This is a genomic window from Georgenia alba (genome assembly GCF_042665525.1).
Classification (GTDB): domain Bacteria; phylum Actinomycetota; class Actinomycetes; order Actinomycetales; family Actinomycetaceae; genus Allobogoriella; species Allobogoriella alba.
The window spans coordinates 208,505-226,535 of sequence record NZ_JBHTCQ010000004.1 but is presented as its reverse complement, the minus strand read 5'-3'; the positions used below and the strand labels follow the sequence as shown (position 1 = coordinate 226,535).

At 72.6% G+C, this 18,031-nt stretch carries 17 protein-coding genes and 1 tRNA gene; 11 read left to right on the top strand and 7 right to left on the bottom strand.

Annotated features, from left to right (window positions below):
• Positions 1 to 25: 25 nt before the first annotated feature.
• A tRNA-Leu gene (locus tag ACFQQL_RS17030) sits at positions 26 to 114 on the bottom strand.
• A 160-nt stretch (positions 115 to 274) separates the two neighbouring features.
• Between ACFQQL_RS17030 and ACFQQL_RS17025 the strand changes: the two genes are divergently transcribed.
• From ACFQQL_RS17025 to ACFQQL_RS17010, 4 genes are all read left to right on the top strand, one after another.
• The gene (locus tag ACFQQL_RS17025) at positions 275 to 2,101 is read left to right on the top strand and encodes an outer membrane protein assembly factor BamB family protein (RefSeq protein WP_382396354.1); all 1,827 of its coding nucleotides are present in this window, start codon (positions 275 to 277) and stop codon (positions 2,099 to 2,101) included.
• The gene (locus ACFQQL_RS17020) at positions 2,098 to 3,864 is read left to right on the top strand and encodes a hypothetical protein (RefSeq protein WP_382396353.1); all 1,767 of its coding nucleotides are present in this window, start codon (positions 2,098 to 2,100) and stop codon (positions 3,862 to 3,864) included. The genes ACFQQL_RS17025 and ACFQQL_RS17020 overlap by 4 nt, the downstream gene beginning before the upstream one ends.
• The gene (locus ACFQQL_RS17015; RefSeq protein ID WP_382396352.1) at positions 3,851 to 4,924 is read left to right on the top strand and encodes a GNAT family N-acetyltransferase; all 1,074 of its coding nucleotides are present in this window, start codon (positions 3,851 to 3,853) and stop codon (positions 4,922 to 4,924) included. The genes ACFQQL_RS17020 and ACFQQL_RS17015 overlap by 14 nt, the downstream gene beginning before the upstream one ends.
• A 119-nt stretch (positions 4,925 to 5,043) precedes the next feature.
• On the top strand, positions 5,044 to 5,583 hold the full coding sequence (locus ACFQQL_RS17010; protein ID WP_382396351.1) for a hypothetical protein: 540 nt from the start codon (positions 5,044 to 5,046) through the stop codon (positions 5,581 to 5,583).
• A 104-nt stretch (positions 5,584 to 5,687) separates the two neighbouring features.
• Here the strand turns inward: ACFQQL_RS17010 and ACFQQL_RS17005 are convergent, their stop codons facing one another.
• A complete protein-coding gene (locus ACFQQL_RS17005) occupies positions 5,688 to 6,050 on the bottom strand; it encodes a DoxX family protein (RefSeq protein WP_382396350.1) in 363 nt (120 codons plus the stop codon).
• Between the two features lie 91 nt (positions 6,051 to 6,141).
• Between ACFQQL_RS17005 and ACFQQL_RS17000 the strand changes: the two genes are divergently transcribed.
• The 4 genes from ACFQQL_RS17000 (at position 6,142) to ACFQQL_RS16985 (ending at position 11,386) form a co-directional block, all read left to right on the top strand.
• Positions 6,142 to 8,268, top strand: coding sequence for a M3 family metallopeptidase (locus tag ACFQQL_RS17000; protein ID WP_382396349.1), 2,127 nt, complete (start codon positions 6,142 to 6,144; stop codon positions 8,266 to 8,268).
• Between the two features lie 61 nt (positions 8,269 to 8,329).
• Entirely contained in the window at positions 8,330 to 9,112 is a 783-nt protein-coding gene (locus ACFQQL_RS16995; RefSeq protein ID WP_382396494.1) for a putative hydro-lyase, read from the top strand.
• 53 nt (positions 9,113 to 9,165) lie between these two features.
• A complete protein-coding gene (locus tag ACFQQL_RS16990; RefSeq protein WP_382396348.1) occupies positions 9,166 to 10,041 on the top strand; it encodes an urea carboxylase-associated family protein in 876 nt (291 codons plus the stop codon).
• Between the two features lie 10 nt (positions 10,042 to 10,051).
• On the top strand, positions 10,052 to 11,386 hold the full coding sequence (locus ACFQQL_RS16985; protein WP_382396347.1) for a M20/M25/M40 family metallo-hydrolase: 1,335 nt from the start codon (positions 10,052 to 10,054) through the stop codon (positions 11,384 to 11,386).
• 1 nt (position 11,387) lies between these two features.
• On the opposite strand, the gene ACFQQL_RS16980 is transcribed toward ACFQQL_RS16985, so the two are convergent.
• A complete protein-coding gene (locus ACFQQL_RS16980) occupies positions 11,388 to 11,600 on the bottom strand; it encodes a DUF5703 family protein (RefSeq protein ID WP_382396346.1) in 213 nt (70 codons plus the stop codon).
• 128 nt (positions 11,601 to 11,728) lie between these two features.
• On the opposite strand from ACFQQL_RS16980, the gene ACFQQL_RS16975 reads away from it, so the two are divergent.
• Positions 11,729 to 12,016 (top strand): DNA primase, encoded by a 288-nt coding sequence (locus ACFQQL_RS16975; protein ID WP_382396345.1) that lies wholly within the window; start codon positions 11,729 to 11,731, stop codon positions 12,014 to 12,016.
• Between the two features lie 33 nt (positions 12,017 to 12,049).
• Here ACFQQL_RS16975 and ACFQQL_RS16970 read toward each other — a convergent pair whose 3' ends face one another.
• A complete protein-coding gene (locus ACFQQL_RS16970; protein ID WP_382396344.1) occupies positions 12,050 to 13,000 on the bottom strand; it encodes an aldo/keto reductase in 951 nt (316 codons plus the stop codon).
• Between the two features lie 183 nt (positions 13,001 to 13,183).
• Here ACFQQL_RS16970 and ACFQQL_RS16965 point away from each other — a divergent pair, with 183 nt between their 5' ends.
• The gene (locus ACFQQL_RS16965; protein WP_382396343.1) at positions 13,184 to 14,065 is read left to right on the top strand and encodes an undecaprenyl-diphosphate phosphatase; all 882 of its coding nucleotides are present in this window, start codon (positions 13,184 to 13,186) and stop codon (positions 14,063 to 14,065) included.
• 73 nt (positions 14,066 to 14,138) lie between these two features.
• Positions 14,139 to 15,410, top strand: coding sequence for a cysteine--1-D-myo-inosityl 2-amino-2-deoxy-alpha-D-glucopyranoside ligase (gene mshC, locus ACFQQL_RS16960; RefSeq protein WP_382396342.1), 1,272 nt, complete (start codon positions 14,139 to 14,141; stop codon positions 15,408 to 15,410).
• Here the strand turns inward: mshC and ACFQQL_RS16955 are convergent.
• From ACFQQL_RS16955 to ACFQQL_RS16945, 3 genes are all read right to left on the bottom strand, one after another.
• Positions 15,407 to 15,637 carry a sulfurtransferase TusA family protein gene (locus tag ACFQQL_RS16955; RefSeq protein WP_382396341.1) on the bottom strand — a complete coding sequence of 77 codons (231 nt, stop codon included), beginning with the start codon at positions 15,635 to 15,637 and terminating at the stop codon, positions 15,407 to 15,409. The two genes, mshC and ACFQQL_RS16955, sit on opposite strands and share 4 nt — an antisense overlap.
• Positions 15,638 to 15,662: 25 nt before the next feature.
• A complete protein-coding gene (locus ACFQQL_RS16950; RefSeq protein ID WP_382396340.1) occupies positions 15,663 to 16,736 on the bottom strand; it encodes a YeeE/YedE family protein in 1,074 nt (357 codons plus the stop codon).
• Positions 16,737 to 17,069: 333 nt separating this feature from the next.
• On the bottom strand, positions 17,070 to 18,011 hold the full coding sequence (locus ACFQQL_RS16945) for a PAC2 family protein (protein ID WP_382396339.1): 942 nt from the start codon (positions 18,009 to 18,011) through the stop codon (positions 17,070 to 17,072).
• Positions 18,012 to 18,031: the final 20 nt, after the last annotated feature.

Here is an 18,031-nt window from a genome sequence, read left to right as displayed (position 1 = left end):
AGAACCTCCGCGACTCCGATCTGGTTGGTGTCCGAGGGGGGACTTGAACCCCCACGCCCTATAACGGGCACTAGCACCTCAAGCTAGCGCGTCTGCCAATTCCGCCACCCGGACAGGTGGTGCTCCGCCAGGCCGAGAGAGGGTCTGACCGGGCTGGGCAACGCGAAAAAAGATAGCACGCGGACCAGGCGCCACTCGAACGGACCGAGGCACGTGCACACCTACCGTGAGCGAATCCACAGGATGGCCGGTCGGATTCGGCACAATGGCCCGCATGACGGCTGCCGTTGGCAGGCAGGGGGCCCCTTCTCCGGCACGTCGACCGACGTGGTCCGGCCATGCCCGGCCCGCGGTGGTGCGGACGCTCCGAGCGCTCGTCCCGGTCCTCGTCGTCGTCGCCGTGAGCGTCGCGATCTACCCCGCGGCCAGCCCGGCATCACGGAGCACCGAGCTCGTCAGCTACCTTCCGGCGGACAGCCGGGTGGACAGCGTCCGTCAGAGTCCGAGCGGCGAGATCTGGCAGGCCAGCCAGGCGCGAGTGCCGCCCGCCCAAGCCTGGGACGCCCTGGCACCCGACACTCGTGACGCACTCGGGTACCGCGACGACGCGGACGCACCCGAGCTCGCCGGCTCGTGGCTCGTCGTCGACATCCTTCCGCGCGCCGCGGTCGGCGATCTACGAACCACGGGCTTCCACGTCGGCCCGGACGCGATCACCCTGCAGTCGGCGGAGAACGCGCGCTCCTGGTCGGCCTTCAGCCCGGGACTGCCGGTGCTCACCACCGGCATGCTGCGGGGCGAGACCGTGGAGTGGTCCGGCCGGTTCCTGACCGCGCAGCGTGGCGGCGAACCGGCACGTCACCGCGCGACGGCCGAGGTCACGGCCCGTCGCGTACCGGACTCCCACGGTTGCGTCGAGACGAGCGCGAGGCTGGCCTTCCCCGATGGCAGCGTGCAGGACCGCACCCACCGCTGGTGCTCCGGCGCCGGAGCAGGATGGGCCGGCGAGGGCATCCAGGTGGGCTCCCGCGGACCGTCGTTGGTGCGCACCGACGAGCAGACGTCGAGCTCGAAGGACCAGCCCGCGGGTGCGGTGCCCCTGCCGCCCGACCTGACCGGCCGCGTCGCGGACGCCACGTTCTACCGCGAGGTCAACAGCACCTTCTACGTCGACAGCCAGGTCGGCCTCGCCGCGCTCGAGGCGCGGGAGAACATCGTCCTCATCGCGCGTGACGACGGCTGGGTCAGCCGGTGGGACCCCCTGCGCACAGACCAGGACGAGGATTCTGCGCGCTGGCTCGGCTGGCGTGCCATGCCCGGCGGCCACGTGACCGCGCTGGCCTCTGCCGGTCGCATGACCGTCGTCGGGACGACGGCGGATGCAGTGAGCGGGTACACCTCCGACGGCATCCGCCGGTGGCGACAGGCGACGAGCGACGTCGTCACCTGGATCGAGACGACCGACGAGACGGCGGTCGTGATCGACGCGTCCGGCACGGTCCAGCTCCTCGACGCGCGGACCGGTGAGCGCCGCTGGTCCCGGGCCTTCTCCTCCCGTGCGGTCGCCGCCGTCGCCGGCGGCCACGTCGCGGTGCACGACGGCGACGGGTTCACCGTGCTCGCCGCAGCGACGGGTGAACCGCTGTGGAGCCGCGGATCCGGCGACGAGACCTCGGACGTGGGGGTCGAGATGGTCGCCGACCTCGTGGTGACGAAGGCGGACGGCTGGCTCGTCGCCCGCTCCCGGGACGACGGAGCGGTGCGGTGGTGGCGGCGGGTCGACCCGATGGCGACGATCCGTGCGACGGACGAGCAGGTGCTGATCCTCGGGACGTCGTCGGCGGAGATGGTCGGGCCGGACGGCGAGCTCCGGTGGCGGGCCGCGCCGACCCTCGTCGCGCACCTGTCGGGCGAACGCGCCGTGCTCGCCTATCGCGACCACCTCGAGCTGTGGGACCGAGCCGGGCGGGTGGCCTCCTGGGAGTACCCGGCGGAGCTGGAGCAGCCCTCCGCATCCCCGCGCGCGATCGCCCTGACGCACCGCGGTGTCCTCGCCTACCAGACGGGTCTCGCCGGGTCGCGGTGGGTGGAGTACCGATGATCCGGATCGCCTCGGAGATCGTCGTCGAGCTCGTGCGTCACGTGCTCGTCGAGCCGGTGCGCGCCGGTCGGCTGCGCTCAGACGGATGGCCGCCCGGGGTGGCCGGTGTGGTGGCGGTCGGGGCAGCTCTCTACGTCGTCGCGCTGGTCGGGGTCGGGGGCGCGCCGTGGGTGCGAAGCCAGTTGCCGCACGACAACAGCGGCGCCTTCCCGCCGGCCCTGGTCCCGCTGCTCCTGGTCGGGACGGCTGTGGTGCTCGCTCTGCTCGTCACCGCGAGCCTGCACGCGCCCTGGTCGCTGCGTCTGCTGGGCCTGCTCCCCCCGCTGGTGGTGTCCGCCTACGTCACAGGGTGGCACGGCAGCGGGCCGGTCGTCGCCGCGCTCATGCAGCTGGCCTTCTGGCTCGTTCTCGTCGCGTTCGCGGTGTCTCGGTGGCAACGTCCCTTCGCCTGGTGGGAGTTCGCGGTCGTCCAGACGATCGTCGGTGCCGCGCTCGCCGCGGGTGCCTGGACCGGCCTGCGCAGCATGCTCGACGACGGCTTCAGCGACGAGCACGTCACCGCGGTCTACCTGCTGGGAGCGCTGGTGGCCTTCGCGGTGCCCGGACTCACCCTCGTCGGCATGGCGTTGTCCGAGGTGGCGTTCACCTCGTCGATCTGGCTGGTCGAGACCGTGTCCGTCCGCGTGCCGCCGCGCCTGACGAGCGTGCTGACCGCGCTGGTGGCCGTCGTGGCACTGGCGACCGCGGTTGTGCCCTGGTGGCGTGCAGGCGCGCCGGCCGTGCCGCAGCTCCATACCCACCTGACCGCCGCGGCGCTCCTGACACTCACCGGGCTGGGCTGGTGGGCCGTCGACGGGATCGCCGACTCGCGCGTCCCGTCCAGCACCAGGGTTCACCAGCTCGTGCCCCGTGCCAGGGTCGTCGGCGGCGTCGCCGCCGTCCTGGTGACCCTTCCCGTCGTGGCCGCCGTGATCTCGACGGTGGTGGGCAGCGGGACGTACCGCCTTCTCCGGGAGATCGGCGCGTCGGCGCTCGCCAGCTCCGCGGCCGAGAACGCCATCGGTGGCGAATACGCCGCGGATGTGCTCCTCTCGGCAGGGTGTCTCGGCACGGCCGTCGTGCTCCTGGCGTCCGCCGTCGTGATCGCCACCCGGGGTGGCCGCGGAACCGCGGAGCTCCTCATGGTCGTCGCGATCCTGTCCGCGGCGCGCGGCAGCGCGATCCTCGGCTGGCTGCCGGCCCCGTGGACGCTCGACGCCGTGGCCGCGGTCTGCATCGTCGCCGTCCTCGGGCTCGCCGGAGCCTGGCTCGTCCGCGGTCGACTCACCGCCCGGCGGACCGAGGCGGTGGCCGTGGCGCTGTTGATCGGGATCACCGTGAGCCACCGAGAGGTCATCTCCGACCCGGTCGACGTCCTCCTCGGCACCGGCGACTCGAGCGGGCTGCTCGTCCTCGGCCTGCTCTGGTTCACCTTCACCGACTTGGAGCTGGCGAACGGCCACTCGGCGCGCTTCCCTCGTGCCACGCGCGCGATCCTGGTCGTCGGTCTGCTGACCCTGGTCATGATGGTCTTCGCGTTCGACCGACTCACGGTGGACTCCCCGTTCGGCATCGAGGGCTACGTCGAGGTCGGTGCCACCATCCTGGGCACCGGCCTCCTGCTCGCCGGGCTGTGGGCGGTGCTCGGTGCCGCATGGCGCGACGAGGAGGTGATCGAGCCGCGCTCGCGACGCACTACGGTCGGTGCCCATGGAGCCGTATGAACTTCGGTCGGACGACGACGCGGTGCTGCTGTCCGCACCGACCGCCGAGGACGTCGACCGCATCACCGAGATCTGCCAGGACCCGGACATCCAGCGCTGGACCACCGTGCCCAGCCCGTACGCGTGGGCGGACGCCGAGGGCTTCGTCTCGACCGTGGTCCCGGGCGGGTGGCGGGACGGCTCACCGACCTGGGCGATCCGCGTCCCGGACGACGGCGGCACCCGGCTCGTCGGCATGGTCAGTCTCTCCGACGTCGCCGACGGCAAGGGCGAGGTCGGCTACTGGCTCGCACCCGACGCCCGCGGCGCCGGGGTGATGAGTGCCGCCGTCGGGCTGGTTCTCGACGAGGCGTTCGGTTCCCTCGGCCTGGACGTCGTGCAGTGGCGGGCCGACCTCGGCAACTGGGCGTCGTGGCGCGTGGTGTGGCGGCACGGGTTCCGCAAGGAGGGCACGGTGCGCGCGCTCAACCACTCGCGGGGGGAGTGGCTCGACGGCTGGATCGGCACGCTCCGCAAGGAGGACCCGCGTGAGCCCGTGGCACCGTGGGACGGCCCGACGGCGGAGCGCACGACCGGCACCGCAGCGGCGCCGCCCTCGCCCCGCGACCCGGAGGCGCTGGTGCGCCAGTTCCACGACACCTACGCCCTGCCGGTGGTCGAGGACCGGCCCGACGTGGACCGGAGCCGCATCCACATGCGCATGGCCCTGGTCGCCGAGGAGCTCGCGGAGCTCGTCGAGGCCGTCTACGGCGAGCAGGCGGGTGCGGAGATGTCCTCCGCCTTCACCCGCGCCGTCGCCGCGGACGACGGGACACGCGACACCGTCGAGGCAGCCGACGCCCTCGGCGACCTCGTCTACGTCGTCTACGGAATGGCGCTGGAGTGCGGCATCCCGTTGGCCGACGTGCTGGCCGAGATCCAGGCATCGAACCTCTCCAAGCTCGGCGCGGACGGCAGACCGATCTACCGGGAGGACGGCAAGGTCCTGAAGGGCCCGGGCTACTTCCCGCCCGACATCGCCCGCGTGCTCGCCGGCCACGGGCTCCGCCCACGCGGTTGACCCGCTGGGCCGTGGCCGTTGATGAGAGCATTCTCACACGGCGTTCATGCAGGGCTCACGGGTGAGCGCGACGCTCCTGCCGTCAGCGTTCGACACCTCCACACCCCTAGGAGCCCGCCATGTCCAGGATCGTCTCCCTGCTCGCCACCTTCGCGATGGCGATGGGCCTCGTCGTCGCGATGGGCGCGCCGGCCCACGCCGACGACCGCCGCTGTACCGGCACCATCCGCACCGTCAGCATCGACGGTGACGTCAACGTCCCGCGCGGCGCCACCTGCACCCTCGTCGGTACGAGGGTGGACGGCAACGTGAAGGTCAACGCCAACGCGACGCTGGTCGTGCGCGGCGCCAAGGTCGGCGGCAACATCCAGGCCGAGAACCACAACCGGGTGCGCATCCTGCCGCGCGAGGTCTCCGGCGGGATCAGCCGGACCACGGTCGGGGGCAGCATCCAGCTCAAGCAGGGCGGCGGTGGCGAGATCCGCCGCGCCCGGGTCAACGGCGACATCCAGCTGTTCAGCAACACGGACGGCGGCAGGTTCGCGGTCTACGGCAACACCGTCGGCGGCAACCTGCAGTGCAAGTCCAACACCCCGCGCCCCGTCGGTGACAACAACACCGTCAAGGGCAACAAGGAAGGGCAGTGCCGCGGGTTCTGACCCGCCGACCCCACAGGCCCCGTCGAGCTTCCCCCAGGCTCGGCGGGGCTCTGTGGTGCGGGCCGCGGCTGTGGTGAAAACCGGCAGGCCCTGCGAGCTGCTGCTCAGACCAGGAAGCAGAACACGGTTGTCGCCACGCAGATCAGCAGCATCCCGGTGGCGTTGACGAAGAAGTTCCGGCCGAAGTCTCGGGCCCGGACGTGGAACGTCATGGCGACGAGGAAGTAGGCCACCAGGGCGGCCGAGGTGACGAACGCCAGATACGGCACCCAGATCCCGAGGAGGAGACCGGCGGCCGCCGCGAACTTCAGCCATGCCGCCAGGCGCCAGTACCGGCGCGGGAAGTGCACGTCCTCGAAGCACTTCCGGATGAACTCCACCGGCTTGAGGCACATCAGCCCGTCGACCAGCGAGATCAGCGCCAGCACCACCACCGGCCACACGGGGTCCGGTGCGCTCAGATCCATCGTGTCTGCTCCTTCGACGCGGTCCAGTCTCTGTTCTCCAGGACGACGGAGCCACGGAAATTGTCAGTGGCCGCGGGGCACAATGGCGCGCATGTCCTCCGCGCCGGCCGAGACGGCCCCAACCGAGCTCGACCCGACCAACCCGTTCGCCGAGCCGTGGGACCTGCCCTACGGCCTGCCGGACTTCGGCGCGATCGAGCTCGACCACCTCCGGCCGGCCATCGCCGAGGGCCTCGCCCGGCAGCGGGCGGAGTGGGAGGCCGTCGCCTCCGACGCCGAGCTCCCCTCGGTCGCGAACACGCTCGAGGCACTCGAGCGCTCCGGCACGTTGCTGCGCCGTGTCCTCGTCGTCTTCCACACGCTGTCCTCGGCCGTGGGCGGCGATCAGATCGACGCGATCGAGACCGAGATCGCCCCGCAGCTCGCGGCCCACCGCGACGCCCTGTGGCTCGACCGTCGCCTGTTCGCCCGGATCGAGTCCCTCACGAACGCCGCCCCGCTGCTCGACCTCGACGACGAGACCCGCTGGCTGCTCGCCGAGTACCGCAAGCGCTTCGTACGGGCCGGCGTGCTCCTCGACGACGCCGACACCGCGCGGCTCCGGAGCCTCAACGCGCGGATCGTCACGCTCGAGACCGAGTTCAGTCAGCGCGTCGTGCGCGGGATGGAGTCCGGCGCCGTCGCGGTGAGCGACCCGGCGCGCCTCACCGGGCTCGACGAGGGCACGCTCGCCGGTCTCGCCCGCAACGCCGCAGACCGTGGCGCGGCGGACCGCGCCGGCCACCTCCTCACCCTCGGGCTGCCCACCCAGCAGCCGTTGCTCGCCCGCCTCGACGACCCCGACCTGCGGGCCGAGCTCCTCGCCGCGTCCGAGGCCCGGGGGACCGGCGTGGAGGACGCCTCCGACACCCGGGCCACGCTGCTGGAGCTCGCCCGGCTGCGTGCCGAGCGCGCCGCGCTGCTGGGCTACGAGCACCACGCCGCGTACGTCGCCGAGGAGGCCACCGCCGCCACCACCGCAGCGGTGAACGACCTGCTCGGCCGGCTCGCCGGGCCGGCCGCGCGGAACGCCGAGAAGGAGGCGGCCGAGCTGCAGGAGATGCTCGCTGCAGACCCGGCCGCCGGACCGGACGCCAGGCTGCGGGCGGCCGACTGGTCCTTCTACGCCGAGAAGGTCCGCAAGGAGCGCTATGCGGTCGACGACGCCGTGCTGCAGCCCTACCTCGAGCTCGACCGCGTCCTGCGCGACGGCGTCTTCTTCGCCGCGAACCAGCTCTACGGCCTGACCTTCCGCGAGCGCACCGACCTGGCCGGCTACGCGGACGGCGTCCGCGTATGGGAGGTCAGGGAGGATGACGGGACCGGCCTGGGCCTGTTCGTCGGCGACTACTACGCCCGCTCCGGCAAGCGCGGCGGCGCCTGGATGCACCACCTGTCCGACCAGTCCCACCTGCTCGGGACCCAGCCGGTCGTCGTCAACAACCTCAACATCACCGCCCCACCCGCGGGCGAGCCGACCCTGCTGACCTGGGACGAGGTCCGCACCTGCTTCCACGAGTTCGGCCACGCCCTGCACGGGCTGCTCTCGGACGTGCGGTACCCCACCCTGTCGGGGACGTCCGTGCCGCGGGACTTCGTGGAGTACCCCTCCCAGGTCAACGAGATGTGGATGGCGAACCCCGCCGTGGTCGAACGGTTCGCCCGGCACCACGTCACCGGCGAGCCGATGCCCGCCGAGCTCCTCGAGAAGCTGCTCGCGGCCGCCGAGTACGGCGAGGGCTTCGCCACCAGCGAGTACCTCGGCGCGGCCCTGCTGGACCAGGCGTGGCACCAGGTCCGGCCCGAGGAGGTCCCCACCGAGCCGGCCGACGTCGCCCCGTTCGAACAGTCGGCGCTGGAACGGGCCGGCGTCGGGCTGGACCTCGTGCCGCCCCGGTACCGGTCGACCTACTTCAACCACACCTTCGGCGGCGGCTACGACGCCGGCTACTACTCCTACATCTGGTCCGAGGTGCTCGACGCCGACACGGCCGAGTGGTTCACCACCGAGGGCGACATCGCCGGCGACGGCGGACTGAACCGCATGGCGGGCCAGAAGTTCCGCGACCGGCTCCTCTCCCGAGGCAACAGCCAGGACCCGCTGCAGTCCTTCCGCGACCTGCGCGGCCGGGACCCGCGGATCGAGCCGCTCCTGGCGAGGCGCGGCCTGCAGGAGTAGAACCGGAACCGTGGACGCCTCACCCCGGACCGCCCCGCAGAGCTCCGCCCCCGCCGTCCCCGTGGACGTCGCCCGCCTGACGCCCGCCGCGGCGCGTGCGCTCTTCCGGGACGGTCTCGTGCGCCCCACCGCCGGCTGGTGCCGTGGCTGGACCCAGGCGAACCTCATCGCGGTACCCCGGGACCACGCCTTCGACGCCCTGCTGTTCTTCCAGCGCAACCCGAAGCCCTGCCCCGTCCTCGGCGTGCTCGAGCCCGGGCAGGTGAACGGCCCGCTCCTGGCCGGTGGCGACATCCGCACCGACCTCCCCGCCTACACCGTGTACGAGGACGGGCGTCAGGTCGCCGAGGTCACCGACGCGCGGGACGTCTGGCGCGCGGACCTGGTGGCGTTCCTCGTGGGCTGCTCCTTCACGTTCGAGTCGGCCCTGCTCGAGGCCGGCATCCGCATCGCCCACCTCGACCAGGGCCGCAACGTCCCGATGTACCGCACCGCGCGACGCTGCGAGCCCGCCGGTGGGCTGTCCGGCCCGCTCGTGGTCTCCATGCGACCGATCCCCGCGGACCGGGTGGCGGATGTCGTGCGCATCACCGCCCGATACCCCGCGGTGCACGGCGCACCCGTGCACGTCGGCGACCCCGCGGCGCTGGGGATCCGGGACCTGGACGCCCCCGACTTCGGCGATGCCGTGCGCATCGGGCCGGACGAGACCCCGGTGTTCTGGGCGTGCGGCGTCACCCCGCAGGCGGCCGTCATGGAGTCCCGGCCGCCCCTCGCCGTCGGGCATGCGCCCGGACACATGCTGATCACGGACGCGCGGGACTCGGACTACCTGGTTCTGTGACCAGCCCGCGCCGGCCGGCGACCCGCCGCGGCGCCGTGGAGACGAGGAGGACCATGCCTGGCATCGGACGCGAACCCCGCCCCGACCTGACCGCAGCCGCCTACCAGGGCCCCGCGCTCGAGGTCGACCGCACCTTCTACGCGAGTGTCGGGCAGGAGGCCGGCCGCACGCTCGTGGAGTCCTTCGAGATCCCGATCCGCTCCGGTCGGGCCTGGGAGATCCCTGCGGGGCACGTGTGCCGCATCGTCGCGGTGGACGGGCCCCAGGTCGGGGACCTCAACATCTGGCACCGGCACAACCCGCGCGAGCGCTTCTGGGCGGCCCGGACACGGCAGCTCCAGGCGGCGCACGTGACACGGTTCGACCGGCTCTGGTCCACGCTGCCGTACCTGCGGCCGCTCGCCACCATCACCGCCGACACGCTGGAGGACTACGGCGTCGACGGCGAGGGCGGGCGGGTGCACGACACCCTCGGCACGAGGTGCGACCCGTACGTCAACCGGATGCTCACCGGCGAGGACTTCGACTACCACTGCCACTCGAACCTCACCCGCGCGGTGCGGCCTTACGGGCTCACCGAGTACGACGTCCACGACGTCCTCAACGTGTTCCAGTGCACCGGCCTGAACGATCGGGACCAGTACTTCATGAAGGCCTGCCCCGCCCGGCCAGGGGACTTCTTCGAGTTCTTCGCCGAGCTGGATCTCCTCGCGGCCCTGTCCACCTGCCCCGGTGGCGACCTCTCCGTCCCGCTGTGGGGCCCGGACGCCCGCGACCCCCTCGAGGTGTGCCGTCCGCTCGGCGTGGAGGTCTACCGGCTGGAGGACGCCGTGCTGGAGGGCTGGCAGTCGCCGACGGTGTCCGCGTACGCCGGCGCGCACGGTCTGCAGGAAGAGACGTGGCACCAGCGGGCGGGCCGCGCCGGTTAGCCTGCCGCTCATGACGTCAGCCGACCTGCCGCCCGCGTCCGTGCGACCCGAGGAGGAGGTGGTGGAGCTGTGCCGCGACCTCATCCGCATCGACACCTCCAACTACGGCGACGGGTCCGGGCCGGGGGAGCGGGAGGCCGCCGAGTACGTCATGGCGCGGCTGACGGAGGTCGGCTGGGAGCCCGAGCTCCTCGAGACCGAGCCGCGACGCGCGAACGTGGTGCTGCGCATCCCGGGCACCGACCCGTCCCGGCCGGCGCTGGTGCTGCACGGTCACACCGACGTGGTGCCGGCCGCCGCGGACGACTGGTCCGTCGATCCCTTCGCCGCCGAGGTCCGCGACGGCCTCGTGTGGGGCCGCGGCGCCGTCGACATGAAGGACATGGACGCCATGATCCTGGCCGTGGTCCGGGACATGGGCCGCACCGGCTGGCGCCCGCCGCGGGACCTGATCGTCGCGCTGTTCGCGGACGAGGAGAACGGCGGACGGCACGGCGCGCAGCGGCTGGTCCGGGACCGGCCCGACCTCTTCGAGGGAGCGAGCGAGGCCATCAGCGAGGTCGGTGGCTTCTCGGTGCAGATCGACGGCCGCCGCGCCTACCTGCTGCAGACCGCGGAGAAGGGCCTCGCCTGGCTGCGGCTCGTGGCAGACGGGACGGCCGGGCACGGGTCCCAGGTCAACACCGACAACGCCGTGACCGCGCTCGCCGGCGCCGTCCACCGCATCGGCGAGCACGCGTGGCCGCTGCACCTGACCAAGACCGTCACCCAGCTCCTCGACGGCGTCGCAGAGCTGACCGGCACCAGCTACGACCCGGACGACCTGGCCAGCATCGAGCCGCTCGTGGACGCGCTCGGACCCGCCAAGAAGTTCGTCGGGGCGACCCTCCGCACGGGCGCGAACCCCACCCAGCTCGAGGCCGGGTACAAGGCGAACGTCATTCCCGGCCAAGCGGTCGGCGCCCTCGACGTCCGCCCGATCCCGGGGGACGAGCCGCAGGTGATGGAGACCATCGCACGTCTCGCGGGGCCGGACGTCCGGGTGGAGGACATCCATCGGGACACGGGTCTTGAGGTGCCGTTCTCCGGCGACCTCGTCGACGCGATGGTGGGGGCGATCGACGCCGAGGATCCCGGTTCCGTGGTGCTGCCGTACATGCTCTCGGGCGGCACTGACAACAAGTCCCTCTCCCGGCTGGGCATCGCCGGCTACGGCTTCGCGCCGCTGCGCCTGCCCCCGGAGCTGGACTTCGCCGGGATGTTCCACGGCGTGGACGAGCGCGTCCCGGTGGACGCGCTACGGTTCGGCACGCGCGTGCTCGAGAGGCTGCTGCGGACCTGCTGAGCTACAGCGTGCTGGGCACCCGCATCGCCCGCCGCCGCAGCCACACCTTCCGGGTGCCGCCCACGTACAGGCGGGTGCGGGCGAGCTCCCAGCGCCCGTACTCGGCCTCGTCGGTGAGCAGCCGGCGCACGTCGCCGCGGCTGACGTTCCCCGGCAGGGTGACGGTGCGGTACTCGTAGTAGGCGGTGGATGCGCCCGGGCGACGCTTCCTCATGGTGCTCGTGCTGTGCTGACCCGGCATCCCCATATGCTCCCTCGCGTCCGCTCGCTGACCCAAATCGTTCACGTCGGCGCAGGTCAGGCCTGGCTGTGCGGCCGGGGCGGGGACGCTACCCTCGTGCCATGGCTAACGACCCGCGGGCCGCGCTCGACCGACTCATCGCTGCGTTCGAGGCACACTACGACGCAGTCGTCGCCGCGCGTGACAGCGACGCACCGGGTGTCGTCTCCGCGGCGAACACGTTGATGGACGCGTTCGACACCTACGACGACGCGCTCTTCACCGGGTACGGGGTCGACACGCCCTTCGACATCTACACCGATGATGACGACGATGACGACGATGAGGACGACGACGAGGACGACGACGACCTCGAGTTCGACGACGAGGACGACGACCGGCGCGCCTGAGCGCGCACCGTCGGGAGCTGCGCAGAAGACTGCTCAGAAGCGTTCGGGATACCCCAGGTCGAGGGCGGTCACCTCGTCGAGCACCTCCCGGATGGGCCTCGGCAGCTCCAGGTCCGCCGCCTCCAGCGCGCCGCGGAGCTGACCGGCGTGCCGGGCACCGGTGATGGCCGACGTGACGCCGGGAGCATCCCGCGCCCAGGCGAGGGCCACCTCCAGGGCGCTGCGCCCCAGCCCGTCGGCCGCCGTCGCGACGGCCTCCACCACGCCGTGCGAGGCGTCGGTCAGATACGGCTCGACGAAGGCCCGCAGGTGAGAGGACGCCGCCCGGGAGCTGGACGGGACCGTCGAGCGGTACTTGCCGGTCAGCACGCCCCGGCCGAGCGGGGACCAGGCGAGCACGCCCAGGCCCAAAGCCGTGGCGGCCGGCAGCACCTCCCGCTCGACGCCGCGCTGGAGCAGGGAGTACTCGACCTCGACCGCGGCCAGCCCTGGAGCGGGTCCGAGCGCGGTGGCGACCTGTGCCGTCGTCCACGCGGGGAAGTTCGAGATCCCGACGTACCGCGTTCGTCCGCTGCGGACCGCGAGCTCGAGCGCGCCGACCGTCTCCTCGAGCGGCGTGGCCGGATCCGGCCGCTCCACCAGCCACAGGTCCAGGTGGTCGGTGCCGAGGCGCGCCAGCGAGTCGTCGAGGTCGTCCAGCAGCGTGCCGCGTGAGGCGTCCGGGCGGCCGTGCCGCGTGCCGGCCTTGGAGACGAGGACGACGTCGCGGCGGTCGACGCCGGAGCCGAGCAGCCGGCCGAGGACGGCCTCGGCGGCGCCGCCGCCGTAGCTCGCCGACGTGTCGAGAAGCGTCCCGCCGGCGTCGAGGAAGACCTCGAGCTGCTCGGCCGCGTCATGCTCCTCGGTGTCACGTCCCCAGGTCATCGTCCCCAGGCCGATGCTCGAGACCCGAAGCCCCGTCCGGCCCACCCTGCGTTGCTGCATGCCGACCAACGTAGTCGGCCGCGTCCGGCCCACGGCACGCGCTGCGCCGCAGAATCGCCCGCCGGGTCCACCGGAAGGAGCAGGAGGACCAGCGCGGCGTCGTTCCCCGGTGGCACGGCGGGCCGGCACGATCAGCCCGTCGGTGGACGGTGCACGGCCCGTGGTGACCTATCGTTGCCTGCCGTGACCTTGTGGGAAGCGATCGTCCTCGGCCTCGTGCAGGGCCTGACCGAGTTCCTCCCGATCTCCTCCAGCGCGCACCTGAGGATCGTCGGGGAGCTGCTGCCGAGCGGTGCCGACCCCGGCGCGGCCTTCACCGCCATCAGCCAGATCGGCACGGAGACCGCCGTCGTCATCTACTTCCGCAAGGACATCGCGCGGATCATCGCTCGATGGTTCTCCTCGCTGCCGGTCGGGCCATGGAAGAACCGGGTCCCGACCTCCGACCCGGACGCGCGGATGGGCTGGTTCGTCATCGTCGGGTCCATCCCGATCGGCGTGCTGGGGCTGTTCCTCGAGGACCAGATCGACAGCACGTTCCGTAACCTGTGGATCACGGCCGGGATGCTGGCGCTGTTCGCGGTCATTCTCGGGATCGCCGACGCCACGGGGCGCCGGACGTTGACGCTGGACAAGCTGACCTGGCGCCACGCCCTGCTGTACGGCGGTGCCCAGGCGCTGGCGCTCATCCCGGGCGTCTCCCGGTCCGGCGGCACCATTACCGCGGGCCTGTTCATGGGCTACAGCCGCGAGTCCGCGGCCCGGTACGCCTTCCTGCTGGCCATCCCCGCCGTCATGGCGTCGGGCTTCTACAAGCTCTTCGACGACGTGATCCTCGGCAACGCCGAAACCTCCGGGCAGATGGCAGGAACCCACCTCGTGCTCGCGACGGCGATCGCGTTCGCCGTCGGCTACGCCACGATCGCCTGGCTGCTGCGGTACGTGTCCACGCACAGCTACGCACCGTTCGTCATCTACCGCCTCGTGCTCGCCGCCGTCATCGTGGTGCTCCTGCTCACCGGAGTGGTCGACGCCAACCCGGCCGGGCCGGTGGCCGGAGCCTGACCCGCCGCCTCCGGCGTACCGGGTGGTGGCCCCGCGACATACCGGACCTCGCGCGCCGGTTAGAGTCAGGAGCGTGCAGTCCTGGCCCGCCCCCGACCTCCCGTCGTTGCCCGGTCGTGGTGAGGTGGTGCATCTGCGGGACACCGCGGCAGCCGCCCTGGCACCGACGCGGGACCTCGCGGACGACGCCACGCTCTACGTCTGCGGCATCACCCCGTACGACGCCACCCACCTCGGCCACGCGAACACCTACGTCGCCTACGACCTGCTCGTCAGAGCGTGGCGGGACGCCGGCCGGCGGGTGACCTACGTGCAGAACGTCACCGACGTGGACGACCCGCTGCTGGAGCGTGCCACGCAGACCGGCGTCGACTGGCGCACCCTCGCGGAGGACCAGACGGACCTCTTCCGTGCGGACATGACGGCCCTGCGGACGCTCCCGCCCGACAGCTACATCGGCGTCGTGGAGGCGGTCGACATCGTCGCGGCGGCCGTCGAGCACATGCTCGAGGAGGGAACCGCCTACCGCGTCCCGCTGCCCGAGGGCGCCGGCGGCGACGCCCCGGAGCTCGGTGACGTCTACGCGGACCTGAGCGCCGACCCGCTGTTCGGGACGACGGCGCGGATGGACCACGAGGAGATGCTGCGCGTCTTCGCCGAGAACGGCGGGGACCCGGGACGGACCGGCAAGCGGGAGGCCCTCGACCCGCTGCTGTGGCGCCGCACCCGCCCCGGCGAGCCGGACTGGGACGGCGGTGTGCTCGGGCGCGGCCGGCCCGGCTGGCACATCGAGTGCGCCTGCCTCGCGCACGCCTATCTCGGTGCCCAGGTCGAGGTGCAGGGCGGGGGCCGGGACCTGATCTTCCCCCATCACGAGATGAGTGAGTCGCACCTGCGCATGCTGGGCGCCGACGCCGACCCGGTGATGCTGCACAGTCACACCGGCCTCGTCGGCTACGACGGCGAGAAGATGAGCAAGTCCCGTGGCAACCTCGTGCTGGTCTCCGAGCTGCTGGCCGACGGTGCGGACCCCATGGCCGTGCGGCTGGTGCTGCTCGGGCACCACTACGGGTCCGACTGGGAGTACGTCGACTCCGACCTCACCGCCGCGGCCGCCCGGCTCGACCGCTGGCGCCGGGCGTGCGCCACCGATGCCGGGCCCGACGGCGAGCCGGTCCTGCGCGAGGTGCGTGCCGCGCTGGCCGCGGACCTGGACGCGCCGCGCGCCGTCGCCGCGGTGGACGCGTGGGCCGACGCCACGCTGGCCGGTACCGGCGAGCAGGGGGAGGGCGCCGCCGACCTCGTGCGACGAAGCGTCGACGCCCTCCTCGGTGTCCGGCTCTAGGCCTTCTGGACGGTGATGGTCCAGCTGGCGTCGCCGCGCCGCGCGTAGTCGGTCACCGGGTAGCCGTTCTCGGCGGCCCAGCGCGGGATGGCCTCGGTCGCCTGGGTGCAGTCGAAGTCGATGACGAGCTCGTCGCCGGGCTGGAGGCCGTCCATGGCCTCCTTCGCCTCGACGAGCGGGAACGGGCAGACCTGCCCGTCGGTCTCCAGCACGGTCCTGGTCGGCATGGTGATCTCCTTGGGGGTCGGGCGGTCAGGCGGTGGCGGTCGTGGTCGGGGAGGTGGTGGCGACGGTCCGGGCGGCCGTGCGCGGGCCGTGCAGCACGAACCACCGGGTGCCGAGGCCGGCACCGAGCAGCATGAGGGCGAACGAGAGCCAGCCCTGGTAGGTGAACTGGGCCGTCTCCACCATCGCGTTGCCGATGGTGCAGCCGCCGGCGAGCGAGGCACCCACCCCCATGCCGACACCGCCGACGACGGACCGGGTGGCCTGCGTGGCGTCCGGCACCCGGACTCGGAACTCCCCGGAGGCCTTGGCCGCCACGAACGAGCCGAGCAGGATGCCGAGGACGAGGAAGACTCCCCAGTCCACGAGCTGCGGGTCCGCGGTCACCAGGTACGTGGCGAGGTTCGCCGACGGCGTCGTGATACCGAGCCCGGACTCGCGGCCGGTCGCGATCGACAACGGCCACGCGATCGTGGCCAGCACCCCGATCCCGACGGCGGTCGGGTACGCGCCCCACGAGCGCTCGGCGAGGAGGTGTGCCAGTCCCGTGCGACGCGGCGGCAGCGTGGCCACCGCCAGCCGCGGGGCGGCGGAGACGTTGCGGTGCACGAGAAGCGCGACGCCGGCGCCGAGCACGACGACGAGGACCCAGGGACTCAGGCCCAGGGTGCCGTGGATCGTCGTGGCCGGGACCGTGGCGGACCGGGCCCAGCCGGTGAGCTCGGCCAACGGCCCGTACTTCATCGCCCCGGCCGAGACGGCGTACGCGGCGAGCGCGATCCAGGAGCCGACGAGGCCCTCGCCGGCGCGGAAGTAGGTTCCCGTGGCGCAGCCGGCGGCCAGCACGATCGCGACACCGAAGATGAGTGCCCCGACGGCCGTGGCGGGCAGCGCGAGCGGCTCGGACGGGGCCGGGACGACGCCGGCGGTCTGCAGGATCGCCAGACCGAGGGCGTGGACGGCGATGACGAGGAGGAAGGCCGTGAGCCACCTCGTCGAGCGGGCGACGAACACGTCGCGGAACGCGGTGGTGACGCAGAAGCGGGAGCGCTGGAGGGCATATCCGAGCGCGGCGCCGAGGAGGAGTCCGGTGAGGAGCATGGGTCGTCCTGTCTGCTGGGCGGGCCCGGGTGCGGCCTGCGGATGCCGGACACGGGCTGGGGGATGCCGGTTGCGGGCGAGGTGGCGCCCGCAGCGCGGCGGACGACGGCGCAGGGCCGTCCGAGGATCGTCAGCAGGTCAGGCCGGACAGACGGCCGAGCAGGTGCGCTTGTAGTCCACGTGCCGGCGGCAGGTCAGCATCGGGACGGCGGCGTGCTGGTCGTGCACGGTCGTCTCCTCCCTGCGGCCTGGCGGACGGACGTGACCCACGCTAGCGCCGGGCACCGACACGGCGTGCGGTACGGCGGGGCCGTCTCGGACGGTGGACGCGGCTCAGATGCCGGTGGGACCCGGCGGTGCCGGTGGTCCGCCGTCGCCCTTGTCCTTCCCGCCGGGCAGGTCGCGGCGGCGCAGGTAACGCTCGAACTCCCGCGCGATGGCCTCGCCGGACGCCTCCGGGAGCTCGGCGGTGTCCTTGACCTCCTCGAGCTGCTGGATGTACTCGGCGACGTCCGGGTCCTGGCCGGCCAGCTCGTCGACGCCGGCCTGCCAGGCGCGGGCGTCCTCCGGCAGGTCTCCGACGGGCAACGGTTCGCCCACGAGCTCCTCCAGCCGCAGCAGCAGGGCGAGCGTGGCCTTGGGAGAGGGCGGCTGGGAGACGTAGTGAGGCACGGCCGCCCAGACGCTGAGGGTGTGCATGTCCTGCTCGCCGGCCAGGTGCGTGAGGACCCCGACGATGCCGGAGGGGCCCTCGTACTCCGACGCCTCCACACCCAGCAGCGCCTGGACCTGCGGGTCGTTCGAGGACGTCTGGACGGGGATCGGCCGCGAGTGCGGGACATCGGCCAGCAGGGCACCGATCCCGACGACGGTTCCCACGCCCAGCCCGCGTGCGACCTCGAGGATCTCGTCGCAGTAGTCGCGCCAGCGGAAGGACGGCTCGATGCCCTGGACCACCACGACCCGCCGGCCGGTGACCGGCGTGGTGGCGAGGGAGACCGTCGTGGACGGCCAGGTGAGGGTCCGGCTGCCGTCGCCGCTGATGCTCACGTGGGGCCGGTTGACCTGGAAGTCGTGGTAGTCCTGCGGGTCGAGCTCGTGGACGACCTCGGCGTCCCACGCGTCGGCGACGATCTCGAGCGAGTGGGAGGCGGCCGCGCCGGCGTCGTTCCAGCCCTCGAAGGCGGCGAGGAGGATGGCGGGCGGCAGCTCCGGGCGGTCCTTCCCGAGGTCGGGGGACGTCTCGGGGGAGTCGCTGTTGTCCGCACGCGTCATGCGCCCACAGTAGGCGGGGA